At 37.3% G+C, this 23,961-nt stretch carries 19 protein-coding genes; 10 read left to right on the top strand and 9 right to left on the bottom strand.

Annotated elements, in window-relative coordinates; genetic code table 11:
• Positions 1 to 3 precede the first annotated feature (3 nt).
• Positions 4 to 1,521: an amidophosphoribosyltransferase gene (gene purF / locus KP710_RS02345; RefSeq protein WP_111407226.1), complete on the top strand. Its 1,518-nt coding sequence runs from the start codon at positions 4 to 6 to the stop codon at positions 1,519 to 1,521.
• Positions 1,522 to 1,586: 65 nt separating this feature from the next.
• On the opposite strand, the gene KP710_RS02340 is transcribed toward purF, so the two are convergent.
• Positions 1,587 to 2,477, bottom strand: a complete 891-nt coding sequence (locus tag KP710_RS02340; RefSeq protein ID WP_111407227.1) for a TIGR01777 family oxidoreductase — start codon at positions 2,475 to 2,477, stop codon at positions 1,587 to 1,589.
• Positions 2,477 to 2,932: a transcriptional regulator ArgR gene (gene argR, locus KP710_RS02335; protein WP_111407228.1), complete on the bottom strand. Its 456-nt coding sequence runs from the start codon at positions 2,930 to 2,932 to the stop codon at positions 2,477 to 2,479. Before argR ends, KP710_RS02340 begins: the two co-directional genes overlap by 1 nt.
• Before the next feature lie 206 nt (positions 2,933 to 3,138).
• Here argR and mdh point away from each other — a divergent pair, with 206 nt between their 5' ends.
• Positions 3,139 to 4,074: a malate dehydrogenase gene (gene mdh / locus KP710_RS02330; protein ID WP_111407229.1), complete on the top strand. Its 936-nt coding sequence runs from the start codon at positions 3,139 to 3,141 to the stop codon at positions 4,072 to 4,074.
• Between the two features lie 86 nt (positions 4,075 to 4,160).
• Here mdh and lysS read toward each other — a convergent pair whose 3' ends face one another.
• Both lysS and prfB read right to left on the bottom strand, forming a co-directional pair.
• Positions 4,161 to 5,669, bottom strand: a complete 1,509-nt coding sequence (gene lysS / locus KP710_RS02325) for a lysine--tRNA ligase (RefSeq protein WP_111407230.1) — start codon at positions 5,667 to 5,669, stop codon at positions 4,161 to 4,163.
• Between the two features lie 112 nt (positions 5,670 to 5,781).
• A protein-coding gene (prfB, locus tag KP710_RS02320) for a peptide chain release factor 2 (protein WP_106013382.1) occupies positions 5,782 to 6,880 on the bottom strand; the annotation gives its coding sequence in 2 pieces (ribosomal slippage) (positions 5,782 to 6,804 and positions 6,806 to 6,880; 1,098 coding nt in all).
• Positions 6,881 to 7,012: 132 nt separating this feature from the next.
• Here prfB and dsbC point away from each other — a divergent pair.
• The 4 genes from dsbC (at position 7,013) to KP710_RS02300 (ending at position 11,103) form a co-directional block, all read left to right on the top strand.
• A complete protein-coding gene (gene dsbC / locus KP710_RS02315) occupies positions 7,013 to 7,702 on the top strand; it encodes a bifunctional protein-disulfide isomerase/oxidoreductase DsbC (RefSeq protein ID WP_118782388.1) in 690 nt (229 codons plus the stop codon).
• Between the two features lie 287 nt (positions 7,703 to 7,989).
• The gene (recJ, locus tag KP710_RS02310) at positions 7,990 to 9,717 is read left to right on the top strand and encodes a single-stranded-DNA-specific exonuclease RecJ (RefSeq protein WP_005638667.1); all 1,728 of its coding nucleotides are present in this window, start codon (positions 7,990 to 7,992) and stop codon (positions 9,715 to 9,717) included.
• Positions 9,710 to 10,414, top strand: coding sequence for a thiol:disulfide interchange protein DsbA/DsbL (locus KP710_RS02305; RefSeq protein WP_005638664.1), 705 nt, complete (start codon positions 9,710 to 9,712; stop codon positions 10,412 to 10,414). Before recJ ends, KP710_RS02305 begins: the two co-directional genes overlap by 8 nt.
• Positions 10,414 to 11,103: a 5'-methylthioadenosine/adenosylhomocysteine nucleosidase gene (locus KP710_RS02300; RefSeq protein ID WP_215770890.1), complete on the top strand. Its 690-nt coding sequence runs from the start codon at positions 10,414 to 10,416 to the stop codon at positions 11,101 to 11,103. Before KP710_RS02305 ends, KP710_RS02300 begins: the two co-directional genes overlap by 1 nt.
• Before the next feature lie 96 nt (positions 11,104 to 11,199).
• Here KP710_RS02300 and KP710_RS02295 read toward each other — a convergent pair whose 3' ends face one another.
• From KP710_RS02295 to KP710_RS02275, 5 genes are all read right to left on the bottom strand, one after another.
• Positions 11,200 to 14,067 carry a TonB-dependent receptor domain-containing protein gene (locus KP710_RS02295; RefSeq protein ID WP_140529947.1) on the bottom strand — a complete coding sequence of 956 codons (2,868 nt, stop codon included), beginning with the start codon at positions 14,065 to 14,067 and terminating at the stop codon, positions 11,200 to 11,202.
• Between the two features lie 181 nt (positions 14,068 to 14,248).
• A complete protein-coding gene (locus KP710_RS02290; protein ID WP_215770889.1) occupies positions 14,249 to 14,947 on the bottom strand; it encodes a LutC/YkgG family protein in 699 nt (232 codons plus the stop codon).
• Between the two features lie 5 nt (positions 14,948 to 14,952).
• On the bottom strand, positions 14,953 to 16,365 hold the full coding sequence (locus KP710_RS02285; protein ID WP_215770888.1) for a LutB/LldF family L-lactate oxidation iron-sulfur protein: 1,413 nt from the start codon (positions 16,363 to 16,365) through the stop codon (positions 14,953 to 14,955).
• A 1-nt stretch (position 16,366) separates the two neighbouring features.
• Positions 16,367 to 17,098 carry a (Fe-S)-binding protein gene (locus KP710_RS02280; RefSeq protein ID WP_215770887.1) on the bottom strand — a complete coding sequence of 244 codons (732 nt, stop codon included), beginning with the start codon at positions 17,096 to 17,098 and terminating at the stop codon, positions 16,367 to 16,369.
• 68 nt (positions 17,099 to 17,166) lie between these two features.
• A complete protein-coding gene (locus tag KP710_RS02275; protein ID WP_215770886.1) occupies positions 17,167 to 18,762 on the bottom strand; it encodes a lactate permease LctP family transporter in 1,596 nt (531 codons plus the stop codon).
• Positions 18,763 to 19,030: 268 nt separating this feature from the next.
• Between KP710_RS02275 and KP710_RS02270 the strand changes: the two genes are divergently transcribed.
• Genes KP710_RS02270 through cmk form a run of 4 tightly spaced genes read left to right on the top strand, consistent with a single transcriptional unit; the run spans position 19,031 to position 23,876 of the window.
• The gene (locus KP710_RS02270; RefSeq protein WP_215770885.1) at positions 19,031 to 21,409 is read left to right on the top strand and encodes an ABC transporter permease subunit; all 2,379 of its coding nucleotides are present in this window, start codon (positions 19,031 to 19,033) and stop codon (positions 21,407 to 21,409) included.
• A gap of 11 nt (positions 21,410 to 21,420) precedes the next feature.
• Positions 21,421 to 21,927: an L-2-amino-thiazoline-4-carboxylic acid hydrolase gene (locus tag KP710_RS02265; protein ID WP_140449791.1), complete on the top strand. Its 507-nt coding sequence runs from the start codon at positions 21,421 to 21,423 to the stop codon at positions 21,925 to 21,927.
• A complete protein-coding gene (locus KP710_RS02260; protein ID WP_111407240.1) occupies positions 21,924 to 23,150 on the top strand; it encodes a M20 family metallo-hydrolase in 1,227 nt (408 codons plus the stop codon). The genes KP710_RS02265 and KP710_RS02260 overlap by 4 nt, the downstream gene beginning before the upstream one ends.
• A gap of 48 nt (positions 23,151 to 23,198) precedes the next feature.
• Entirely contained in the window at positions 23,199 to 23,876 is a 678-nt protein-coding gene (gene cmk / locus KP710_RS02255) for a (d)CMP kinase (protein WP_165818715.1), read from the top strand.
• Positions 23,877 to 23,961: the final 85 nt, after the last annotated feature.

Below are 23,961 nucleotides of genomic sequence, written 5' to 3'. Positions count from 1 at the left end.
AAAATGTGTGGTATTGTCGGTATTGTTAGTCAAAGTCCGGTTAATGAATCTATTTATGCGGCATTGACGCTTTTGCAACATCGTGGGCAAGATGCTGCGGGCATTGTGACGGTTGACGATGAAAATCGTTTCCGCTTACGCAAAGCTAATGGTTTAGTGAGTGATGTGTTCCATCAAGAGCATATGCTACGGTTGCAAGGAAATGCTGGATTGGGGCATGTTCGCTATCCTACAGCGGGGAGTTCTAGCGTCTCAGAAGCGCAGCCTTTTTATGTGAACTCTCCCTATGGTGTCACTTTGGTGCATAACGGCAATTTAACCAACTCAGTCGAGTTAAAAGAAAAAGTCTTTAAAACTGCCCGCCGCCATGTAAACACCAATTCAGATTCCGAACTTCTTCTAAATATTCTTGCAAATCACCTTGATCACATTCCTCAAGAGAAACTTGATCCAAAAGATATTTTTAATGCTGTTCGTCAAACTCACAACGATGTTCGTGGTGCTTATGCTTGTTTAGCGATGATTATTGGACATGGCATGATTGCGTTTCGTGATCCTTTTGGTATTCGTCCTTTGGTGTTGGGTAAACGCGAAGAAAATGGCAAAACTGAGTATATGTTTGCCTCTGAAACAGTAGCCTTAGATATTGTGGGTTTTGACTTTGTTCGTGATATTGCCCCTGGTGAAGCCGTTTATGTCACTTTTGATGGCGAGCTTTATTCGCAGCAATGTGCCGAAAGTGCGGTGTTAAATCCTTGTATTTTTGAGTATGTTTATTTTGCACGCCCAGATTCAACAATTGATGGTGTCTCTGTTTATGCTGCACGTGTTCACATGGGGGAAAAACTCGGACAAAAAATTGCAAAACAATGGGCGGATGAAAGTGATAATATTGACGTGGTGATTCCCGTTCCTGAAACCTCCACAGATATTGCGTTACAAATAGCTCGTGTACTAGGGAAACCTTATCGCCAAGGATTTGTGAAAAATCGCTATGTTGGTCGTACGTTTATTATGCCAGGACAAGCACAGCGTATTAGTTCTGTTCGTCGCAAATTGAATACCATTAAAGCTGAATTTAAAGATAAAAACGTCTTATTGGTGGACGATTCTATTGTTCGCGGCACAACCTCTGAGCAAATTGTTGAAATGGCTCGCTCAGCTGGCGCGAAGAAAATTTACTTTGCCTCGGCTGCTCCAGAAATTCGTTATCCGAATGTATATGGTATTGATATGCCGAGTCGCGATGAACTGATCGCTTACGGTCGAGATGTTGATGAAATTGCACATTTGATTGGTGTAGATAAACTAATTTTCCAAGATTTGACCGCACTTACCGAATCTGTTCAATTAGAAAATCCGGCTATTCGAGGATTTGATTGTTCAGTGTTCACAGGCGAATATATTACAGGTGACATCACGCCAGAATATTTAGACAAAATTGCAAGTCAACGGAACGACAGTGCAAAGAAAAAACGTGAAAAACAAGCATCTAATCTTGAAATTTATAATGAACAATAAATTGCGATAAGGCGAGATATTTAGTCCGATAAAAATCACTACATTAAAAAAGTGCGGTGATTTTTTTATTTGTTTTTTAGGATATCTTTTAGATAGTTTTCGCAATCAGAATATTGAAATTGGAATCCTGCGTTGAGTAATTTTTCAGGCACAACATTTTGGCTTTCTAGTAATAGATTCGCTCGTTCGCCAAGAATGAAATGTAATATCCATTTGGGAATGGTTGCAAAGGCAGGACGTTTTAATATTCGAGCCAAAGTGCGGTTAAATTTATGTTGTTCTATGGGATTCGGGGCGGTGAAGTTAAATGAGCCTTGGTACTCTGAATGATCGAGTAAAAATAAAATGCCATTTACCATATCTTCCAAAGCAATCCAGGGAAAATATTGCTCTCCATTGCCCAGTTTGCCGCCAAGTCCCCATTTGTATAGAGGCAACATTTGAGCTAGTGCGCCTCCTTTCTTAGAAAAGACCATGCCTGTTCGAATCAAACAAACCCTCGCATTAGCTTGTCGCGCAATATCTTCCCAATCTTGGCATAATTGTGCGGTGAAGGTTTTTGCTGTTTTGCTTGCTTCGGTAATTATTTGTTCGTCTTGATCGCCGTAAATTCCACTCGCTGAACCTGAAATAAAAATAGGGTGTTGCTGATATTGATTAATGAATTCAACCAGTTGAGTAGTGAGGCTTAAACGACTTTCTCGTAAAATCGATTTTTGGTTTGTCGTCCAAGCTTTGTGAAAAATAGGCTCGCCAGCAAGATTGATGATCGCGTCAAACTGCTCCTGCAAATTGAGTTGGGAAAGTGCAGTAATAAATTTGATGTTTTTTTGTTTTGAGATAGTGGGCGGCGTACTTGAGCGGGTTAAGACCGTCACTTGTTCATTGCGTAAGCAGAGTTGTTCGACAAGTGCTTTACCGATAAGCCCCGTGCCTCCAGTTAATAAAATGTTCATTACAACGCATTTTCAAATAAACGTTGAACATTTTTGAGTAAATCGACAATTTTTGTGCCACGCGTTGGTGTGATAAAAATTGTGTCATCGCCTGCGATAGTGCCTAAGATGCCTTCTGATTTTCCAATTGAATCGAGTAAGCGAGCGATGAGTTGTGCCGCACCTGGAGAAGTCTTAATGACAATTAACATATCATTGTAATCAACGTCTAATACAAGATTTTTTAATGGACTGCTAGTATTAGGAACACTTAATTCACCCGGTAAGCAATAGACCATTTCCATTTTGGTATTACGGGTGCGAACAGCGCCAAATTTGGTGAGCATTCTTGATATTTTTGATTGATTAATGCCTGTAAAGCCTTGTTTTTTTAAGGCATCGACAATCTCACTTTGAGAGCCAAAGCGTTCTTGATTGAGTAATTCTTTAAAAGCGCGAGTTAAATTATCAGCCATTTTATATTTCAATAGTTAAAAATTTGCATAAGAATTGCATAAAAATTCATTTTCATCAACTTGAATGTGAATAAAAGCAAAGAGAAGGAAAAAATTACCTAAGAAATGTGAACTAGATCATAGAATGATATTTCTCTGTTTGTAATTGTGAGATGAAAATTTTAAAATCAGGTTATCTTAAATTAACTAACACATAAGGAGTATTTATGAAAGTTGCAGTATTAGGCGCCGCAGGCGGTATTGGTCAAGCATTAGCGTTATTACTAAAACTTCAGTTGCCTGCTGGTTCAGATTTAGCATTATATGATATTGCCCCTGTTACCCCAGGTGTTGCAGTAGATGTGAGCCATATTCCAACCGCAGTGAATGTGAAAGGTTTTTCTGGTGAAGATCCAACTCCAGCACTTGAAGGTGCGGATGTTGTATTAATTTCTGCTGGTGTTGCACGTAAACCTGGTATGGACCGCTCTGATTTATTCAATATTAATGCAGGCATTGTTTGTGGTTTAATTGAAAAAGTCGCGGTTACTTGCCCGAAAGCTTGTGTTGGTATCATCACTAACCCAGTAAATACTACCGTTGCGATTGCGGCTGAAGTATTGAAAAAAGCAGGCGTTTACGACAAACGTAAATTATTTGGTGTGACAACTTTAGACGTGTTACGTTCTGAAACTTTTGTGGCTGAATTAAAAGGTTTAAATGTTTCTCGTACTAGCGTTCCTGTTATTGGTGGTCACTCAGGTGTGACTATTCTTCCATTACTTTCTCAGGTTCAATATGCTGAATGGAATGAAGATGAAATCGAACCATTAACAAAACGTATCCAAAATGCAGGTACAGAAGTGGTCAATGCAAAAGCGGGTGGCGGTTCTGCAACTCTTTCAATGGCGCAAGCTGCAGCGCGTTTTGCTCGTTCTTTAGTGAAAGGATTGAGTGGCGAGACAGTTGTTGAATGTACTTATGTTGAAGGCGATGGCAAATATGCTCGTTTCTTCTCTCAACCAGTTCGTTTAGGTAAAGAAGGTGTAGAAGAAATTTTACCAATTGGTCCATTAAGCAATTTTGAACAACAAGCTCTAGAAAATATGTTGCCGACTTTACGTGCAGATATTGAATTAGGTGAAAAATTTATTAATGGTTAATCATTAAAAAATGAGGGGAGCATTAGCTCCCTTTTTTATGTTTCGATAAAAAAGCCACCAAATGGTGGCTTTTGTTTGTGTCTTTATTATTTCTGACGCATTGCAGGGAATAAGATAACATCACGAATTGACGGTGCATTTGCATAAAGCATTGCTAGACGGTCGATACCTAAACCTTCACCAGCTGTTGGTGGTAAGCCGTGTTCTAGCGCAACAACAAAGTCTTCATCTTTAAACATCGCTTCATCATCACCCGCTTCTTTCGCAGCGACTTGTGCATCAAAACGTTCATTTTGGTCTTCCGCGTCATTTAACTCTGAGAAACCATTACCGATTTCACGACCACCGATAAATAGCTCAAAACGATCTGTTACATCTGGGTTTTCATCATTACGACGTGCAAGAGGCGAAATTTCCGCTGGGTGAGCCATTAAGAATGTTGGTTGAATTAGGTGATGTTCCGCTACTTCTTCAAAGATTGCATTCACAATGCTGCCTAAGCCCCAAGATTTTTGTACTTCAATACCTAAGCGTTCTGCCGTGGCTTTTGCACGATCAAAGTCATATAAATCTTCTTTTACGATACCTTTGTCTGCACCATATTTAATCGTTGCATCGTGTAACGTAATACGTTCGAATGGTTTACCAAAATCAAATTCGTATTCGCCGTATTTCACAATAGTGGTACCAAGAATATCAATTGCTAATTTACGAAGAAGTTCTTCGGTGTTATCCATTAAATCATGGTAGTCCGCATAAGCTTGGTAGTATTCAAGCATGGTAAATTCTGGATTATGACGAACAGAAACCCCTTCATTACGGAAGTTGCGGTTTAATTCAAATACTCGTTCAAAGCCACCCACTACTAAGCGTTTTAAATAAAGTTCAGGTGCGATACGTAAATACATATCCACATCTAATGCATTGTGATGAGTCACGAAAGGACGTGCAGATGCACCGCCTGGAATGACTTGTAACATTGGTGTTTCCACTTCCATAAAGCCTTTAGAAATGAAATATTCACGAATACCCGCGACAACTTTAGAACGAATAATAAAAGTGCGGCGAGATTCTTCGTTAGAAATTAAATCTAAATAACGTTGGCGATAACGAACTTCTTGGTCGGTTAAACCATGGAATTTGTCTGGTAATGGGCGAAGTGCTTTAGTTAAAAGTTGAACTTCAGTGATTTTAACGGTGAGTTCATCTGTTTTTGTTTTAAATAAAGTGCCTTTAACGCCAATGATGTCGCCTAAATCCCAAGTACCAACGTCATCTTTATAAACTCCTTCAGGCAAATTGTCGCGTGCAACATAAAGCTGGATTTTACCGCTCATATCTTGAATGGTGATAAACGTCGCTTTACCCATTGCGCGGCGAGTCATAATACGGCCAGCAACTTGTACTTCAACGCCTTTCTCTTTTAAGATTTCACCGTCTTCTGCATCATATTGATTGTGCAAATCTTGTGCGAGAGCATCACGACGAAATTTGTTTGGAAATGCATTACCTTTTGCACGCAATGCGGCTAATTTTTCACGACGAACGAGCATTTCGCCATTGAGATCTAATTCTTTAACTTCTTGTTCTGACATGTTTTTTACCTTTCATTTTAACTTTAAAAATACCTTTAAAAATAACCGCACTTTGGGGTTATTTCTTATGATGGGATAAGTAACGCGTCTTTACTTATCCAGCAAATCATGATTAAAGCCCAGCTTTTAAACTCGCTTCAATAAATCGATCTAAATCACCGTCTAATACGGCTTGCGTATTACGGTTTTCCACGCCAGTACGCAAATCTTTAATGCGTGAATCGTCTAATACATAAGAGCGAATTTGGCTTCCCCAACCAATGTCGGATTTATTATCTTCCATTGCTTGCTTATCTGCATTTTTCTTCTGTAATTCAAGCTCATACAATTTCGCTTTTAATTGTTTCATCGCTTGATCTTTATTTTTGTGCTGTGAACGATCGTTCTGACATTGCACAACAATACCACTTGGCATATGGGTAATTCGCACCGCACTTTCAGTTTTGTTTACGTGCTGTCCACCAGCTCCCGATGCACGATACACATCAATACGTAAATCAGCGGGATTGATTTCAATATCAATATCGTCATCAATTTCAGGATAGACAAATGCCGCGCTGAACGATGTGTGACGACGGTTATTGGAATCAAATGGACTTTTACGCACCAAACGATGAATACCAGTTTCTGTTCGTAACCAACCAAAAGCATATTCACCGCTCACTTTAATCGTTGCCGATTTCAACCCAGCTACATCACCGTCAGATACTTCCATCAGTTCTGTTTTAAAACCTTTGCTTTCAGCCCAACGGAGATACATACGGAGCAACATTTCTGTCCAATCTTGAGCTTCCGTACCGCCAGAACCAGCTTGTAAGTCCACATAGCAATCGCAAGCATCATGTTCGCCACTAAACATTCGACGGAACTCTAATTTTTCGAGTTGTTGTTCGAGTTCATCTAATTCAGCTATCGCTTCATTGAAGGTGTCTTCGTCTTCTGCTTCGATGGCAAGTTCCAATAATCCATCAACATCTTCTAAACCTTGTTCTAAATTTTTGATGGTATTTACAACTTGTTCTAAGGAAACGCGTTCTTTACCAAGCGCTTGGGCTTTATCTGGATCATTCCAAACATCTGGCTGTTCTAATTCCGCATTGACTTCTTCTAAACGCTCAACTTTGGCATCGAAGTCAAAGATACCCCCGAAGCACCAAAGTGCGGTCGGATAAGTCGGTGATTTTATTTTTTACAGGATTGATTTCAAACATAATAAATTCACTGTGTGATAAAGTGTGGAATTATATGCTATTTTCTGATTTTTGGATAGTTTGACCTTGCAGAAATTAGCAATCTCTCTATAATTTCAGACTTTCTTACTCAAGCTAATTTAGGAACAAAAAATGAAGAAAATTTTTACCGCACTTTTGTGCGTGGCTGCGGCTAATGCAATGGCAAACGATGCCACGATTAAAAGCAAATTACAGTCTCTTGGCGCATCCAATATTGATGTGAAATCCTCGCCAATTTCAGGTATCAAAACTGCCGTAACAGATCAAGGCGTACTTTATGTGACGGAAGATGGAAAATATGCTTTCCAAGGTAAACTTTATGAGCTCACAAATAGCGGCCCTGTTGATGTGGCGGGTAAAATTTTAGTGGATAAACTTAATTCTTATAAAAACGAGATGATTGTTTATCCCGCAAAAAATGAAAAGCATGTTGTGACCGTATTTATGGATATTACTTGCCATTATTGCCATTTATTACATCAGCAATTAAAAGAATATAACGATCTTGGTATTACCGTACGTTATTTAGCTTTCCCTCGTGCGGGCATGAATAACCAAACTGCAAAACAAATGGAAGCGATTTGGACGGCAAAAGATCCTGTTTTTGCTTTAAATGAAGCAGAAAAAGGCAATTTACCGAAAGAAGTTAAAACCCCAAATGTTGTGAAAAAACATTATGAATTAGGGGCACAATTTGGTGTAAATGGCACACCAAGTATTGTTACCTCAACTGGTGAGCTTATTGGCGGTTATTTAAAACCAGCTGATTTATTGAGCGCACTTGAAGAAACAGCGAAATGATTTTATAATGAAAAGCAAGGGGCAGATGCCTACCCCTTGTATTTAGTCGGTTATGCTTAATATGCTGGGGAGCTTAAAAGCATTAACAATACGAAGACTATGATATAAATACATAATTTAGGCATTATTAAAATCCTTAGCTGACACAATAGTTAGACTAATGGTCAGTAGGGCTTTTAACCCCTGTCAGCATTCAGGGTTAAAAGCCCTGACCGACAGGAAAAAGTATAGATAAAAGAGCTGTTGATTTCAACAGCTTTTTGCTTTTAGATATGAATTAATATCCAGTGAAAAAACTTATCAAACGCCGTGAAATTCCAGTTGGAAATTCTGTTTCAAACCATCCGTTATTAGATCGTCTTTATCTCGCACGCCATATTCAAAACACTGAAGAATTAGACCGCACTTTAAAATCAATGCTGAATCCAAATCAGCTATGTGGTATTGAGCAAGCCGTAAATTTATTAGTGGAAGCTTATCAGCAACAGCAAAAAATAGTGATTGTTGGGGACTTTGATGCTGATGGTGCAACTAGTACAGCATTGAGTGTGCTGGCTTTAAGACAACTTGGTTTTGCGGATGTGGATTATCTCGTACCAAATCGATTTGAACAGGGTTATGGTTTGAGTATTCCTATAGCTGAGATGGCGATTGAAAAGGGCGTTCAGCTATTAATGACGGTGGATAACGGCGTTTCATCTTTTGAAGGCGTTGCATTTTTGAAAGAAAAAGGTGTTCGTGTTTTAGTGACGGATCATCATTTACCACCCGAAACTTTGCCGACAGCTGATGCTATTGTTAACCCTAATTTAAGTCAGTGTGGTTTTCCTTCAAAATCCTTAGCGGGCGTTGGTGTTGCGTTTTATTTGATGTTAGCCGTACGAGCAAAATTTCGTGAACTCGGTATTTTTACTGCAGAAACACAACCTAATTTTACTGACTTGCTAGATCTAGTGGCATTGGGTACTGTCGCTGATGTGGTGCCTTTAGATCAAAATAATCGTATCCTTGCTTATCAAGGCTTAATGCGGATTCGTGCACGGCGTTGTCGTCCTGGTATTATTGCGTTGGCTGAAGTGGCCAACCGCAATGTTGAACAGTTTACTTCAAGTGATCTCGGTTTTTGTATCGGACCTCGTTTAAATGCAGCAGGGCGTTTAGACAATATGTCGATTGGGGTAGAGCTTTTACTGGCGGACGATATGCTAAAAGCCAGAGAATTTGCTTTAGATCTTGATCAACTCAACCAAACGCGTAAAGAAATTGAAGCGGGTATGAAGCTTGAGGCGTTAGAAATTTGCCAAAATCTCACCGCACTTTTTAAAGAGTTACCTTCGGGGATTACACTTTATCAACCCGATTGGCATCAAGGTGTGTTGGGCATTGTGTCATCTAGGATTAAAGAGCAATATCATCGCCCTGTGGTTGCCTTCGCGAAAGATGGTGAGGGAGTCTTGAAAGGCTCTGCTCGTTCTATTGAAGGTTTGCATATGCGTGATGTTCTGGAGCGTATTCATTCGCAACATCCTAATATGATTTTAAAATTTGGTGGCCATGCGATGGCTGCAGGATTAAGCCTTCGAGAAGAACACTTTGATGATTTCCAACATATTTTTAATCAAACCGTTGCCGATTGGCTTGATGAAGAACATTTACAAGATGTAATTTGGACCGATGGCGAATTAAATTCAAATGAATTTAATCTTGAAACGGCGGAATTGATAAAATCAGCAGGCCCTTGGGGACAAGCTTTCCCAGAGCCTTGTTTTGATGGCAAATTTAAAATTTTAGACCAGCGTGCAATTGGACAAAATCAAAACCATCTCAAAATGTTAGTGGAGCCAAAACAAGGTGGGCCTTTATTAGATGCGGTTGCGTTTAATATTGATACAAGATTGTATCCCGATCTTTCAATTAAACAGGCGAGATTTGCATATAAATTGGACGTTAATGAGTTTCGTGGTAACCGAAATGTACAGCTTTTAGTGGAATATATTGAAGCGATTGATGAGTAATGTTTTGAAATTTTATGGATTATTGGTATTAGGTTTATTTGGGTTTACATCATCGGTTCTAGCCGAAGTAAATCAAAAAGAATTTTCTACTCAAAATCCACCGCACTTACCATCTTCTGATGTCATGCATTTTGAAGATGGGCGGGATTATTTTTCTTATCAAGAGCCTATTGAACAAGCGCCTAGAGCGGATAAAAAAATACGTATTCAATTCTTTTTTGATTACGATTGTCGCGTATGTTCGTCAGGGCAAGATATTTTAGAACTTTATAATCAAATGCGAACAAATAAAGTTGCGTTGGAACAATATCCTATTGCAACTGCGGATAGTCAGTTTAGTGCACGCATTTTTTATACCTTGCAAGCACTAAGTGCGGGTGAATTATCTAATGTTTTATTATTTGAAACTTCAGAAAAATCCCGTTATGCAGAATTGTCTGCGACAAATAAAATTCAACAATGGGCGGAAGAACAAGGGCTAGATAAGCAGTTATTTATTCAGGCTGAAAATTCAGAAAGAGTAAAAGAACAAATTCAAGATGCGATTGAATTGACAGAAGAGTATGGTGTCTTTACCTATCCTTACGTTGTCATTGGGGGAAAATATGTACTCACGGCGAGCACGCTTTATAACGATGATTATAGCGTGGCAGTGTTAGATTTTTTGGTAAATAAAATAGAACAGGAACAAAAGTAATGAAAATTGGAATTGTTGGCGCAATGGCGCAAGAAGTCGAAATTTTAAAAAATTTAATGGCAGAGAGAACTGAAACTCGAGTAGCAAGTGCGGTAATTTTTGAAGGCAAAATTAATGGTAAAGATGTTGCATTATTGCAATCAGGTATTGGAAAAGTGGCAGCTGCCATTGGCACTACGGCATTGTTGCAATTAGCCAAGCCAGATTTTGTGATCAATACTGGTTCTGCGGGTGGGGTAGCAAAGGGCTTGAAAGTTGGGGATATTGTAATTTCTGATGAAACACGCTATCACGATGCGGATGTGACAGCTTTTGGCTATGAAAAAGGACAGTTGCCCGCTAATCCCACAGCATTTTTATCGGACAAAAAATTGGCTGACCTCGCTCAAGAAATTGCAGAAAAGCAAGGTCAATCAGTAAAACGTGGTTTAATTTGCTCTGGCGATAGTTTTATTAATAGTGAAGATAAAATTGCACAAATAAAAGCTGACTTCCCGAATGTGACGGGGGTTGAAATGGAAGCCACAGCGATTGCACAAGTTTGCTATGCTTTTAATGTTCCTTTTGTGGTAGTTCGAGCAATTTCTGATGGAGGAGATGGTGAAGCAAGTATGTCTTTTGAAGAGTTCTTACCGTTGGCTGCAAAACAGTCTTCAGCATTAGTGTTAGAGATGCTAGATAGACTGTAGTAATAATCTTTTAATCAGATAATAAATTTTACAATTAAATCATAAATATTATTTAAAAGGCATAGCTTATTAGCTATGCCTTTTTGTATGAGCCAATTAGAATTTATAGTTCAAACTCAGAATATAAGTTCTTCCACGTGCAAAGTTATAAAGTACAGATTTATCTTTTCCCCCATCTTCACAAGTATTATTTTTACTACAAATTGAATCATTTAAGCTTGAATAATAGCGCTGTGAAGCAGCATCATTGCCTGAGTCTAAAGGATCAACATAACGTTTATCTAGTAGGTTTTGTACTTCAGCTTTGATAATTAAATCTTTAACAGGTTCATAACTTACATGCAAATCTAAAATAATCGGTTGTTTATTAATTTCCTCTGTTTTCTTGATTGCATAATAAGTTCGTTCATGGCTCGTATTTAATTCAAATTGAGAACCGTTAATATAATCTTCTTGAATGGTTGCTCGTTTACTTTTCCCATAGTAACGTGCTGCGATACCAAGAGTTAATTTTTGATCAAACCAGCGAGATCCAAGTTCTAATCTTCCATAATCTTTAGGTAGCATTGAGATACGGGATAGACCATAACCTTGTTTCAGAATATCCTCTTTTGACGCATTGTTAGGACGTGGACTCGCATCTGCATAATTGGTTGGTTGATTTGTTCGTTGGTATGCATAAGACAGATTTGCAAAGAAACGTCCCATGTCATAATTTACTTCTAATTCAACACCGCTCTTTTTCACAATTGGCTTATAATTTTGATGAGCAATGGTAAATCTAAATCCATTCTCAGAAGCCCAGTCAGGAACAATGCCATCTCTCCACCATACACCATATACATTATGAATATAATTTTTGATAAAACTACGATAGCCCACTAATTTTAAACCTAATACATCTTCTTTAGTGAAAACGCCTTTTTTATAGGTATTAAAACCAAGTTGATAAGTTTCAGCTCGCTCAGGTTTCAATGCGGTATTCACCCCCGCATCAGACACTTGAGAGAAAAACATCTCTTGAATATTCGGCATTCTGTGTGTTCGTGAATAAGTAAAAAATGGCATAAAATAATCACTTAGTTCTGCACTTAATGTAGCAGAATGATTGAATGCTTTTTTATGACCTGATTTATGCAAAATCGGTTCATTAATTTGATCCGCTGTATTTTCATATCCAACATACTCACCATTAAACGCATAATGGGTAAAATTCACGCTGTAATCTAAATGATAAATGCCTTTAGAAAGTGCGGTATCAAAATACACCGTTTTAAATTTCTGCTTACCTGAAGGTTGTAAAATAACTGAACGTTGTGGTAGTAAATTACGACTGCCTTTAAATCGTCCTAAATTACTGTAGTTACCTTGATCATGTGAAGCATCATCATAAAACAAACTTAATTCTTCTGGAAAACGGTTTTTACTGTATTCATTAGTAAAATAGTTAAACCCTAATGTGGTTTTTAAATCGATTTCTTTTGGCAATAAGAAGGTATAGCTGTTATTTATATCAACAATATTTGCCACATTCTTGGTAATAAGTTTGTCTGCAACTTGCCAACCAGCAAAAAAGCCACCCTTAGGATAAATGGTTTTACCTAAGTTATGTGCTACCATTAGATTTAGATCAAGATAGCGATTATTATTAAAATTATAATTTAATTGATAATTACGATTTTCGATTTTTCGAGAACCAATTTTATTATCAAGGGTACGTATTTGTGCACCTAAGGTATGGTTATCATCGCCATATTCAAATTTTAATAAATGGCTACGAGAACGAGATTGCAAACTGCCCGGCTCAATAGGGGCAACACTATATTGATCTTTATTGCGTTCAAATGAGTTATTTGTGGAATCTACATCATTTTGTAATTCAGGGATATTTTGAGGTTGTATACCATTTTCCAATTCTCTCAGAATTTTTCTTCTGGTTTCATTTTTATAAGTATTAAGTTGATAGATAGATGTATTGTAACGAGGCTCATTAGGCGTATCTTCTTCACTAACATAATCATAATTTTCTTCTTTTCTTTCAATCCGAGTAATACAACCTGGTGTTCTTGTTTCGGTCGCTCCAGTTAGCTCATCGGTTGTTGTAATTGGGTCTGTATTTCCATTAAATGTTGGATTGGGTGCGTTACAAGACCAATGGTTTTTGTTTAGATCAGGAGTCCACTGTCCAGCTGAATTTAAAACATAACCGGCATTGTGGAAATAGGCTTCTTTTTCTTTAGCAAGAATATCTTGTCCAAGCGAAGACAATCGTTCACCTCCACCGATACGATAATCTTGAGACACCTCACGTTGACTGTAACCATATACCACACCAACATAACCACCATTATCAAGCCATTTTCTGCCTGCAGCCATTGTCATAAAATTCGATTTAGTTGCATTGCTCCCCGTCATTCCTTTTACGATGAGCCCAAATGGTTTGTCATCAGTAATAACATCATTAACACCTAATGTTCTAAAATTAGCACTTCCAGACAAGGTATTTATACCATTGGAACCAGAAAAATTACTTTTATTGACATCTACACCAGCAATAAAATTGGGATCTATTGCTGCACCAAATTGAGAGCTACCACCAGATTGTCCTGAATCCATTGAGGTGGAATAAAAGGTTTGTGTGACGCCATCGACCATTGTATTGACACGACCTAACCCATTTTCGCCACGAATATTCACAGAAACTACGCCAGAGCCTTTATCTTGTTGAGTAAATGCACCAGGGATACTTCGAATGACTTGATCGATAGTCTGGGTTTCTTTAAAAATATGCTCTCGGGTGCTTTTCGCTTTCGCTTCCGTAAAAGGTTTTTTATTGTTGGCGACATTTTTTTCTACTACATCAATTTGATCTAATGTTTCTTCAGCTTTTGCATCAACGATAGAAACACTTAGGGTATTGATTAAGCAGAGTGTGATTAAATTTAATTTAATAACTTTCTTCATTATCATATCCTTTTGTTATTGAGAAAGATTATCATTATTTCATTTTAACTAAAAAACTCAAGAGGTAATTTAATAAAATTAATGAAATAACAAAAAATAATGAAAAAAACTAATTTCAGATAAAGGTGGGAAAAATGTCTTGATCGAGGAAAGAAAAAAGGGGCATTTGCCCCTTTCTGCATTATAGATCATCAATGATTAAATAGATTTTTGCTATGGGTCCATGGACACCAATCACTTTAATCAATTCAATATCCGCCGTTGAGCTTGGACCTGAGATAATATTGATACAAGATGGCATACGCTCGCCTTGTTGTGCTTTCTCGTGTAATACTTTCGCCACTTGTGCAACACGAGGAACAATCTGGCTTTTACGTAAAATAACAATTGATTTCTCAGGTAATAAACTCACTGAACGTCCACGATCTGCACTAGAGAATAAGACAATTCCGCCAGTTTCCGCCAAACCATATTCTGCATAAACTACGCCAAGATTAGCTTTTTCAGAAAAATGAATGTTATCTTGTGCCGTTTCTGATGACCACGTATGGCAAGTATATTTCGCTTCAAGCGCTGCAGGAATACCAAGTGCGGTCAATCTTTCATCGGAATTAAGCACAACATCACCGCCACCATATTTTTCACAAAGAGCAAGTAAAGTTTGCACTGCATCAGACTCTTTACACACATTTACGTCCACCATCATGGTTTTAGCAGAATTGGTAAATTCATTCGCTAAATCAACCGCACTTAAATGGGTTAAACGCTCAGTAGGGTACGTATTGACAGGTGCTTCCATCGGTTCAGGTACGATAGCACGGGCTTTACCCATTTTCGCCGCTAATTTATTAAGAAAATTTTCGCGATTTTGTAAATCCATGCTTATTACCCTCTCTCTCTATTATTAAACCATTGACGGAAGCTTTCGCCATCTGCTTGTGGTAAATCTCGTGCTTTTGTCCATTCACCCAATGCCCCAAATGTAATTGGTGCTTTCCCATTTTTGATCAGCTTACCCGCTAATTTCGCACCGATATTCACACCTGTTTTCCATAGCGTTGGGTTAGCATTGGCTGTGGTGAAACCAAAAATAGATAAACGTTCCATCGCAGGAGTTTTACCTAACTCTACCATTTTCTCACGGTGTTTTAAGATTAACTGTGCTAATGGAATACGCACCGGGCAGACAGAATTACACGCGTTACATAATGAACAAGCATACGGCAATTCTTTGAATTCATCATAGCCACCTAGTAATGGAGAAATTACTGCACCAATTGGACCTGGGTAAATAGAACCATACCCATGACCACCGATTTGACGATATGCCGGACAAGTATTCAAACAAGCACCGCAGCGGATACAACGTAAAACTTCTTGGAATTCAGACGCTAAAATATCTGAACGGCCATTATCCACAATAACCAAATGGAATTCTTCAGGACCGTCAGTTTCACCAGTAAGACGAGGACCAGTTAACCAAGTGTTATAACCAGTTAATTTTGCACCTACCGCACTACGAGCAAGCATCGTAATTAACACATCCACCTCTTGGAAAGTTGGCGCTAAACGCTCCATTCCCATCACGGCAATATGTGTTTTTGGTAAGGTCGTCGCTAAACGTAAGTTACCTTCGTTTGTCACCAAACAAACTGAGCCGGTTTCCGCTACAGCAAAGTTACAACCACTGATACCGATATCAGCCTCTAAAAAATCTTGACGAATTTTTTCACGTACGAAACGCGTCATATCTTCAGGCGTTTCCTCACCTTCATAGCCGAGTTTTTCAGACAAGTCTTTGCGGATTTGGTGACGATCTTTGTGGATTGCAGGCACAACGATATGGGATGGTTTATCACCTGAAATTTGTAATAGATATTCACCCAAATCGGTTTCGATCACTTGCATGCCCTCTTTTTCAAGCACTTCGTTTAAACCGATTTCTTCTGTCACCATGGATTTGGATTTTACGATTTTCTTCGCATTTTTCTCTAATGCGACTTTGAGAATATAAGCACTCGCTTCTTCGGCCGTTTCAGCAAAATACACTTTACCGCCATTTTCCATCACTTTTTCGCTCAATTGATACAAATAAGCATCTAAATTAGCTAAAACATGGTTACGAATCTGTTTAGATAAATCACGCCATTCTTCCCAATGGCCTAATTCGTCCACCATTTTTTGACGATTAGCTCCAATCGTTTCTTGGGCTTTCACTACCGCTTTACGCATGATAGTGTTATGCACTTCATGATCGACACGTGCTTTAAAAGGAAGATTACTGGTTTTCAATGACATCTTATTTCTCCCCTTGCATTAATACTTCAGCAATGTGCATCACTTTGATATTGCTGCCTTCGCGTTGTAAACGACCACCAATATTTAATAAACAACTTACATCTGCACCGATTAAATATTGTGGTTCAACCTCTTCAATATGCTCAACCTTTTCTTTCACCATTTCGCCAGAAATCTCTGCCATTTTCACAGAGAAAGTCCCACCGAAGCCACAGCAGGTTTGTTGATTATGAATAGGAAGTAGTTCTAATCCTTTCACATTTTTTAACAGTGCGATAGGTTCATTTACGATACCCAGTTTACGTGTAAGGCTACAAGAAGGGTGATAAACCGCTTTACCTGGCAAATAGGCACCAATATCAGTTATTCCAAGTTTATTCACGATAAAATCGGTTAAATCACAGAAACGTGAAGCGACTTTTTGGGCACGTTTAGCCCAGTCTAATTCTCCTGCGTTAGTGAAGTAGTTGGGGTAATTTTTGATCGCATAAACACAAGAACCGGCAGGTGCTACGATTGGGTAATCATTTACTTCAAAGGTTTCGACTAAATTTTTCATGCCTGGGATGGCTTGTTTTGTATAGCCACTATTTAATGCAGGCTGCCCACAACAACCTTGTTTTTCAAGGAAAGTAACATTGCAACCGAGTTTCTCAAGCAGTAAAACGGTGTTTTTGGCCACACCACTTTTTACTACGTCTGCAATGCAGGTTACGTAGAAATTTACGTTCATTTTTAATCACTCCAATAAGAGAAAAGTAACAAATGACCGCAAAAGTGCGGTCATTTTTCCAAGTAAATTTATAGATTATAAAGTAAAGGTACTAAGTACAGCGCACAGAGTGCCGCAATAATACCGTAAATCATCATAGGGATAATGGTTTTCTTAATAATGGTACCTTCTTGGTTAGAAATATTTAATACTGAACTGACAGCAACGATATTATTAATACATACCATATTTCCCATTGCGCCTCCAACAGATTGTAAAGCTAGGACTAGCGCTACTGAAATTCCTGTTGTTTCCGCTGTAGAAAGTTGAACACTACCAAATGTTAGGTTAGATACGGTGTTTGATCCCGAGAAGAATGCCCCTATAGCCCCTAAGAAAGAGGAGAAAATTGTCCAGTTACTGCCGGATATTTCTGCAAAGGTGCGACCAATAATTTTCACCATAGAGTGTTCACCTCCGACTAACATTAAGTTCACCATAACCAAGGCTCCCACTAAGGCTATAAATGGATTTTTTGATTGTTGTAAACTTGAAGCAAAAACATTTTTAACATTGCTAATTGAGACGTTAAATATAGGAATGGCAATTAAAACTGTAATTACAAATGGAATTAACGCTGGTACGTAAAGCAATTTGTAGCTTGATGATACATCAGAACCAAAAATATCTTTTAACGTAAAGATTAAGCCTTTACTAATTTCAAATGTACCTAATGATCCTAGAGTTGTGGAGAACCAAATTGTGGCGTCATTCATCATTGCTTTGAAAGGTAATTGATGGATACGTGTAATGATTAGGAATGCAATCAATAAACCTGTTGGGAATAATGCTTTCATTACTTGCTTAGTTGTGACCGAATTATTATCCAGAATATTTTCTACTTTTGTTAAGCCAATATTGCGATTTGCAGCCCATACAGAAATAAATAAACCAATTGCACCGCCTACTAATGATGGAAATTCATCATTAACTTGAGCAAGTAAGAAATAAGGAATGACACAAGCAAAGACACTGATATAGATAAATATAATATTTTTACGAATATCGTTCCAACTTACTAAGACTCGTAATGCTAATAATGGAATAATAAATGCGGCAATAGAATGGATAAATGCTGTAATCGAACCAATTTCCAAAATCATATCTTCTGATAGTTTTAGTGGACCGAAACCAAACCATGTAGGCGTTCCCACAGCCCCAAAAGAGACTGGGACGGAGTTCATGATTAGTGCCAACATGGCGACTTTTAATGGATGAAAACCTAGCCCGACTAAAATAGGTGCCGCAATGGCTGCAGGTGTACCAAAACCACTTGCTCCTTCAATCATAAAAGCAAATGCCCAACCGATAATCATTAATTGAGCTACAGGATTGGGATTAATATTCCCTAGCCATTTACGCATGGTATCTGTCGCACCTGAAATTTCTGAAAAGCGATTAAATAAGATCGCGCCAAAAATAACTGTGATTGGAGTTTGTACAGCAATAATAGCGGAAACAACATTGGCACTAATTGTGACAATATCGGTATTAAAGTGAAGAAGATGGACACCCATTACTAATGTTGCAATCCAAGGTAATGCGACATAAGAAGGCAAGGAATTTCGTTTTACCATTAGATAAATCAGCAAAACAATAGGAAAAATACTCAGAACAAAAGACATTAGAAAATATCCTTAAATTTATAATAAAAAAGACTCGTGCATTGTATGGATTTAGGCATAGAAGAATATACCTCTTTTGGGAAAATGTGATCAATATCTCATAAAAAATTAACATTTTATTTTCATTTTTTACATTTTTATTACCAATCTTCTCTGATTAAAATCTTAATAGACTAAAATGGAATATGATGTGGGGGTTAATTATTAGATGAGGAGATAAAAGATTTATAGAATCAAATACACATTATATAAAAATATAAGGAAATATATGTTCAACATTATAAGAAAAGTCTTGCTAGGTGTTTTTTGTTTTATTTATTCAGCAATATCCTTTGCAGAAGGAAATAGTACGTTACAAGTGGGGATTGATTTAACTTATGCGCCTTATGCTTATTTAGAAAGAGGAAAAGCCTCTGGTTTTGATCCAGATTTAATGGAGTTAATTGGTAAAAAATTAGATAAGAAGGTTGAATTCAAAGATACACGTATTGAGAATATCATTATTGGCTTGAATGCAGGACATTATAATTTGGTGGCTTCTGCATTATATGTGAATGCACAACGTGCCAAACAGGTAGATTTTTTACCTTATTTGCAAACTGGTGGTGTGCTTGTTGTCCGTGGTAATGATAGGTTCTTACCACAAAGATTAGAAGATTTATGTGGCAAAAGTATTTCTTCTATGAAAGGTGCAGCCTGGATACAAACTATGAATAGAGTCTCACAAGAATATTGTTTGCCAAATAATCTTAAACCTCTTGTAGTTAAGGAATATCCTAGTGCCCCAGAAGCTGCTCAAGCTTTATTATCTGGCGGAGTAGATGTGCAATATGAAGATGCTGCCGTTGCTCAAATGGTAATTAATCAATTAGGTTCTAAATTAAAAATAACCAATAAAGAACAACTTTATCCAGTGTTAATTGGTTTAGCCTTTAATAAAGATGATGTGAAAGGAAAAGCAGAAATTGCCCAGACCCTTAAAGACATCTTAGCTGACGGTTCTTATAAACAGCTCTTGAAAAGATATAACTTAGAATTTCCCAAAGATGAATTATTAAAAGCTAATGGTTTAGAAAATGCCATTGAACAAGCTATCGTGTCCAATTCAGACGAAGAAAGTGAAGCAGTTTCTGAACAAGGGGTTAATTGGAAGTATCTTGGTAGCCTATTTTTTAATACCGATTTCTGGAAAGCCGTTCTAACGGTTTTAGAACTCAGTACATTAACTTGGATATTGGCTATTCTATGGGGATTTCTTCTAGCATTAGGTTCTCAATCCACTAATAAAGTTTTTAATCAATGTAGTAAAATCTATATTTGGTTATTCCGTAGCTTACCATTATTAGTGCTTCTGATTTTCATCTATAACGTTCCGCAATTTTGGCCAGCAAGTTCTGTTGTTTTATCTAACCCATTTATTGCAGGTCTAATTGCTATGGTGCTAAGTGAATCGGCTTATATTGCAGAAATTCACCGTAGTGCATTATCAGCGATTCCAAAGGGTCAATATGAAGCAGGAAAAGCCTTAGGTATACGCTTCTGGGGAATTCAACAATTAATTGTGATTCCACAGGCCTTAAAAGTAGCTTTACCGCCGTTGACGAACCAGTATATCACTATTGTTAAATTAACGTCTTTGGTTTCAGTAATTTCATTAACTGAAATTTTACTAGTAGAACAGCAGCTTTATACGCGTAATTTCTTAGTACTAGAAACCTTATTAGCTGTTGCATTTTATTACATTATAATTGTGACATTACTTACTTGGATACTAAAAAAATTTGAAAATAAATTAGATATTTCATTACGTAAAGGGCAGGAAATTTCTGACATTAATGTAAATGAAGAAGAACTTTCATCTTATTCTATTCTTAAACTAGAAAAACCAAATAATGAAGATGTGTTAAACGTTAGAGGATTGAGTAAATCATTCAATCAAATTGAAGTCTTAAAAGATATTAATTTTTCCTTAAAATGGGGGGAGGTATTGTCAATTATTGGTTATTCTGGTTCCGGTAAAACAACTTTAATCCGAAGTATTAATGGGTTGGAAACTATTGATCAAGGTAAGGTTTATTTGGAAGGGGAAGTGTTTATTAATGGGAAACATTTTGTATCAAATGCTCAAAATAAAATTGTGAATTTAGGAATGGTATTCCAAAGCTATAACTTATTTCCGCATAAAACAGTGTTGGAAAATCTTTTATTAGCGCCAGAATATCATGGTAAACCCGAACAGGAAACATATTTATTAGCCTTGGCAATGTTGGATAAAGTGGGATTACTTTCGCACGCCAATAAATACCCTCATCAATTATCAGGAGGGCAGCAACAACGCGTTGCCATAGCTAGAGCCCTAGTTATGAAACCCAAAATTATGCTCTTTGATGAACCAACATCGGCACTTGATCCTGAATTAGTTAGTGACGTTTTATTGGTGATGGAAGGGCTCGCTAAAGAAGGTATGACGATGATTATTGTGACCCATGAAATGCAGTTTGCGTTAAAAATTTCTGACAAAATTGCCTTTATGGATTCTGGTGAAATTGTGTTTTTACAAACACCAGATGAATTAAGAAAAAATGATGATCCGCGTATACGTCGCTTTATAAATAACGAAATTTTATTAAATGATTTTAGTATTTAAGGAGTAATAATATGTCGCAAGATTTTTCTGAATTTGTTGAAATTGGTATTTTGCAACAACGTAAAATTGAAGCAGAAATAGTTAAACCAATCTACGAAATTATGAAACGTGAATTTGGTTTGGAAAAGGCTAAGACTATTATTGAAGAAGCAGTCGCGAATGCTGCTTTAGAGGCTGGAAAAGAATATGCAAAACGAGAACCAAATGGTACAAGCGTAGAAAGCTTTGTTGCATTGCAATATTTATGGGAAAAAGATGATGCTTTGCATATTGAGGTGCTTGATAACACACATGAAAAATATAGCTATAACGTACATCGTTGCCGATATGCGGAAATGTACAAAGAAATGGGATTAGAGGAAATTGGTTTTCTCCTTTCTTGTAATCGCGATAGTAAATTTATTGAGGGTTATGCTCCCAATATTAAATTAACTCGTCCGCATACAGTGATGAATGGTGATGGTTTCTGTGATTTTAGATACCAACTTAAACTTAAAATTGATGAGAATCAATCATGAGAAAAATTAATAATGAACGATTATTAAAGTTACTAGATGATTTTGCTCAATTTGGTAAAACTGAAAATAATGGGGTGACTCGACTTGCTTTGTCTAATGAAGATAAGTTAGCGAGAGATTATTTCATTCAGTTAGCAAGGCAAGCTGATTTTTCTGTTAAAGTTGATCCTATTGGTAATATTTTTGTTAGAAGAGAAGGAAAATATCCTGAGCTATCCCCTATTTTGGTCGGTTCTCATGGAGATTCTCAACCTTTAGGAGGTCGATATGATGGTATTTATGGAGTATTAGCAGGCTTAGAAGCACTATTGTCATTAAATGATTATCAGATTGAAACTGAACGACCTATTGATCTTGTAATGTGGACAAATGAGGAAGGTTCTCGTTTTTCTCCAGCCATGATGGGGTCTGCAGTATTTACTGGTAAATTATCTATTGAAGAAGCATTCAGGAAACAAGATAAAAATGGCATAACTGTTGAGTCTGAACTAGAAAGAATTGGTTATTTAGGAAAAGATAATTTTTTAAATTATAGACCATATGCTGCACTTGAAATTCATATAGAACAAGGGCCTATTCTTGAAACAAATCATACAGATATTGGGGTCGTAAGTGGTGCCTTAGGGCAAAATTGGTATCAGATTCAATTAGATGGTCTGGCTTCTCATGCTGGAACGACGCCAATGAATATGCGCAAAGATGCTGGTATAGGTATGGCGGAAGCAATGATAGAATTTAATAAGTTGGGTATGAAAGAAATAAAACATCAAGGACGAGTGACGATAGGTTCAATTCAACTTACTCCAAATTCTCCTAACGTTATTCCAGGGAGAGCAAATTTTACATTAGAAATTCGCCATCCTGATCAACAAGCATTAAATCGTTTGGATAAAGAGATTTATAAAATTGTAAATAATATATCTAATAAATACCAGTTAGATGGTCAGATTAAACAAGTAGTCAATCTTCCTCCATTGGTATTTAATTCTGATTTACTCAAAATTATTCGACAAATAGCTGATAAATTGGGTTATAGTCGAGAAGATATTGTTTCTGGTGCTGGTCATGATTCTTGTCATTTGAATAATGAAATGCCAACAGCGATGATATTTATTCCATGTATAGATGGATTAAGTCATAACGAGCAGGAAAATATTACAGATGAATGGTGTGAAAAAGGGGGAAATATTTTATTTAATATGCTATTAAAATTAGCGAGTTAACCAAATTCTCTCTATAATATACAAAATTTTTATAGAGAGATTTGTTACATGGGAACGATTATTACCGTTGATGGGCCTAGCGGTGCTGGGAAGGGGACGCTTTGTTATGCGTTGGCAGAAAAGTTAGGTTATGCGTTATTGGATAGTGGAGCGATTTATCGCGTTACAGCATTAGCGGCATTACAACGTAAAACTGATTTAACAAATGAATCGGCGCTAGCAGAATTAGCTCGTCACTTAGATATCCAATTTATTCCTCAAAATGGCGAGGTAAATATTTTGCTTGCTGGCATGAATGTAAGTCATTTAATTCGCACCCAAGAAGTCGCTGATGCCGCATCTAAAGTAGCCGTGTTTCCAGAAGTGCGGTCAGCTTTGCTACAACTTCAGCAAGATTTTGCGAAAAATGATGGATTAATTGCTGATGGTAGAGATATGGGTACTGTTGTATTCCCAAATGCTCAAGTGAAGTTATTTTTAGATGCAAGTGCTGAAGAACGTGCAAAAAGACGCTATAAACAGTTGCAAAATAAAGGAATAAATGGTAACTTTGAGCAGATTTTAGCCGAGATAAAAGAGCGTGATTTTCGTGATAGAAATCGAGAGGTTGCGCCTCTAAAACCGGCTGATGATGCTCTGTTATTGGATAGCACAACGTTGAGTATTGGTGAAGTTATTGATCAGGCGTTAGCTTATATTCAAGAAAAGGTATCAGTTTCGATTTAACTGTTTGTTCAAGGAAGAATAAACATTTATCCTCAACCCCGCATTTTATGGATTTTAATGTGGATGTTATTAATTTAAATTAAGA

Origin of the sequence: Haemophilus sp. SZY H35 (genome assembly GCF_018829705.1) — a bacterium.
Lineage (GTDB): Bacteria > Pseudomonadota > Gammaproteobacteria > Enterobacterales > Pasteurellaceae > Haemophilus > Haemophilus haemolyticus_K.
Note: the sequence above shows the minus strand (reverse complement) of the source record. Positions and strands in the feature narration are given on the sequence as shown.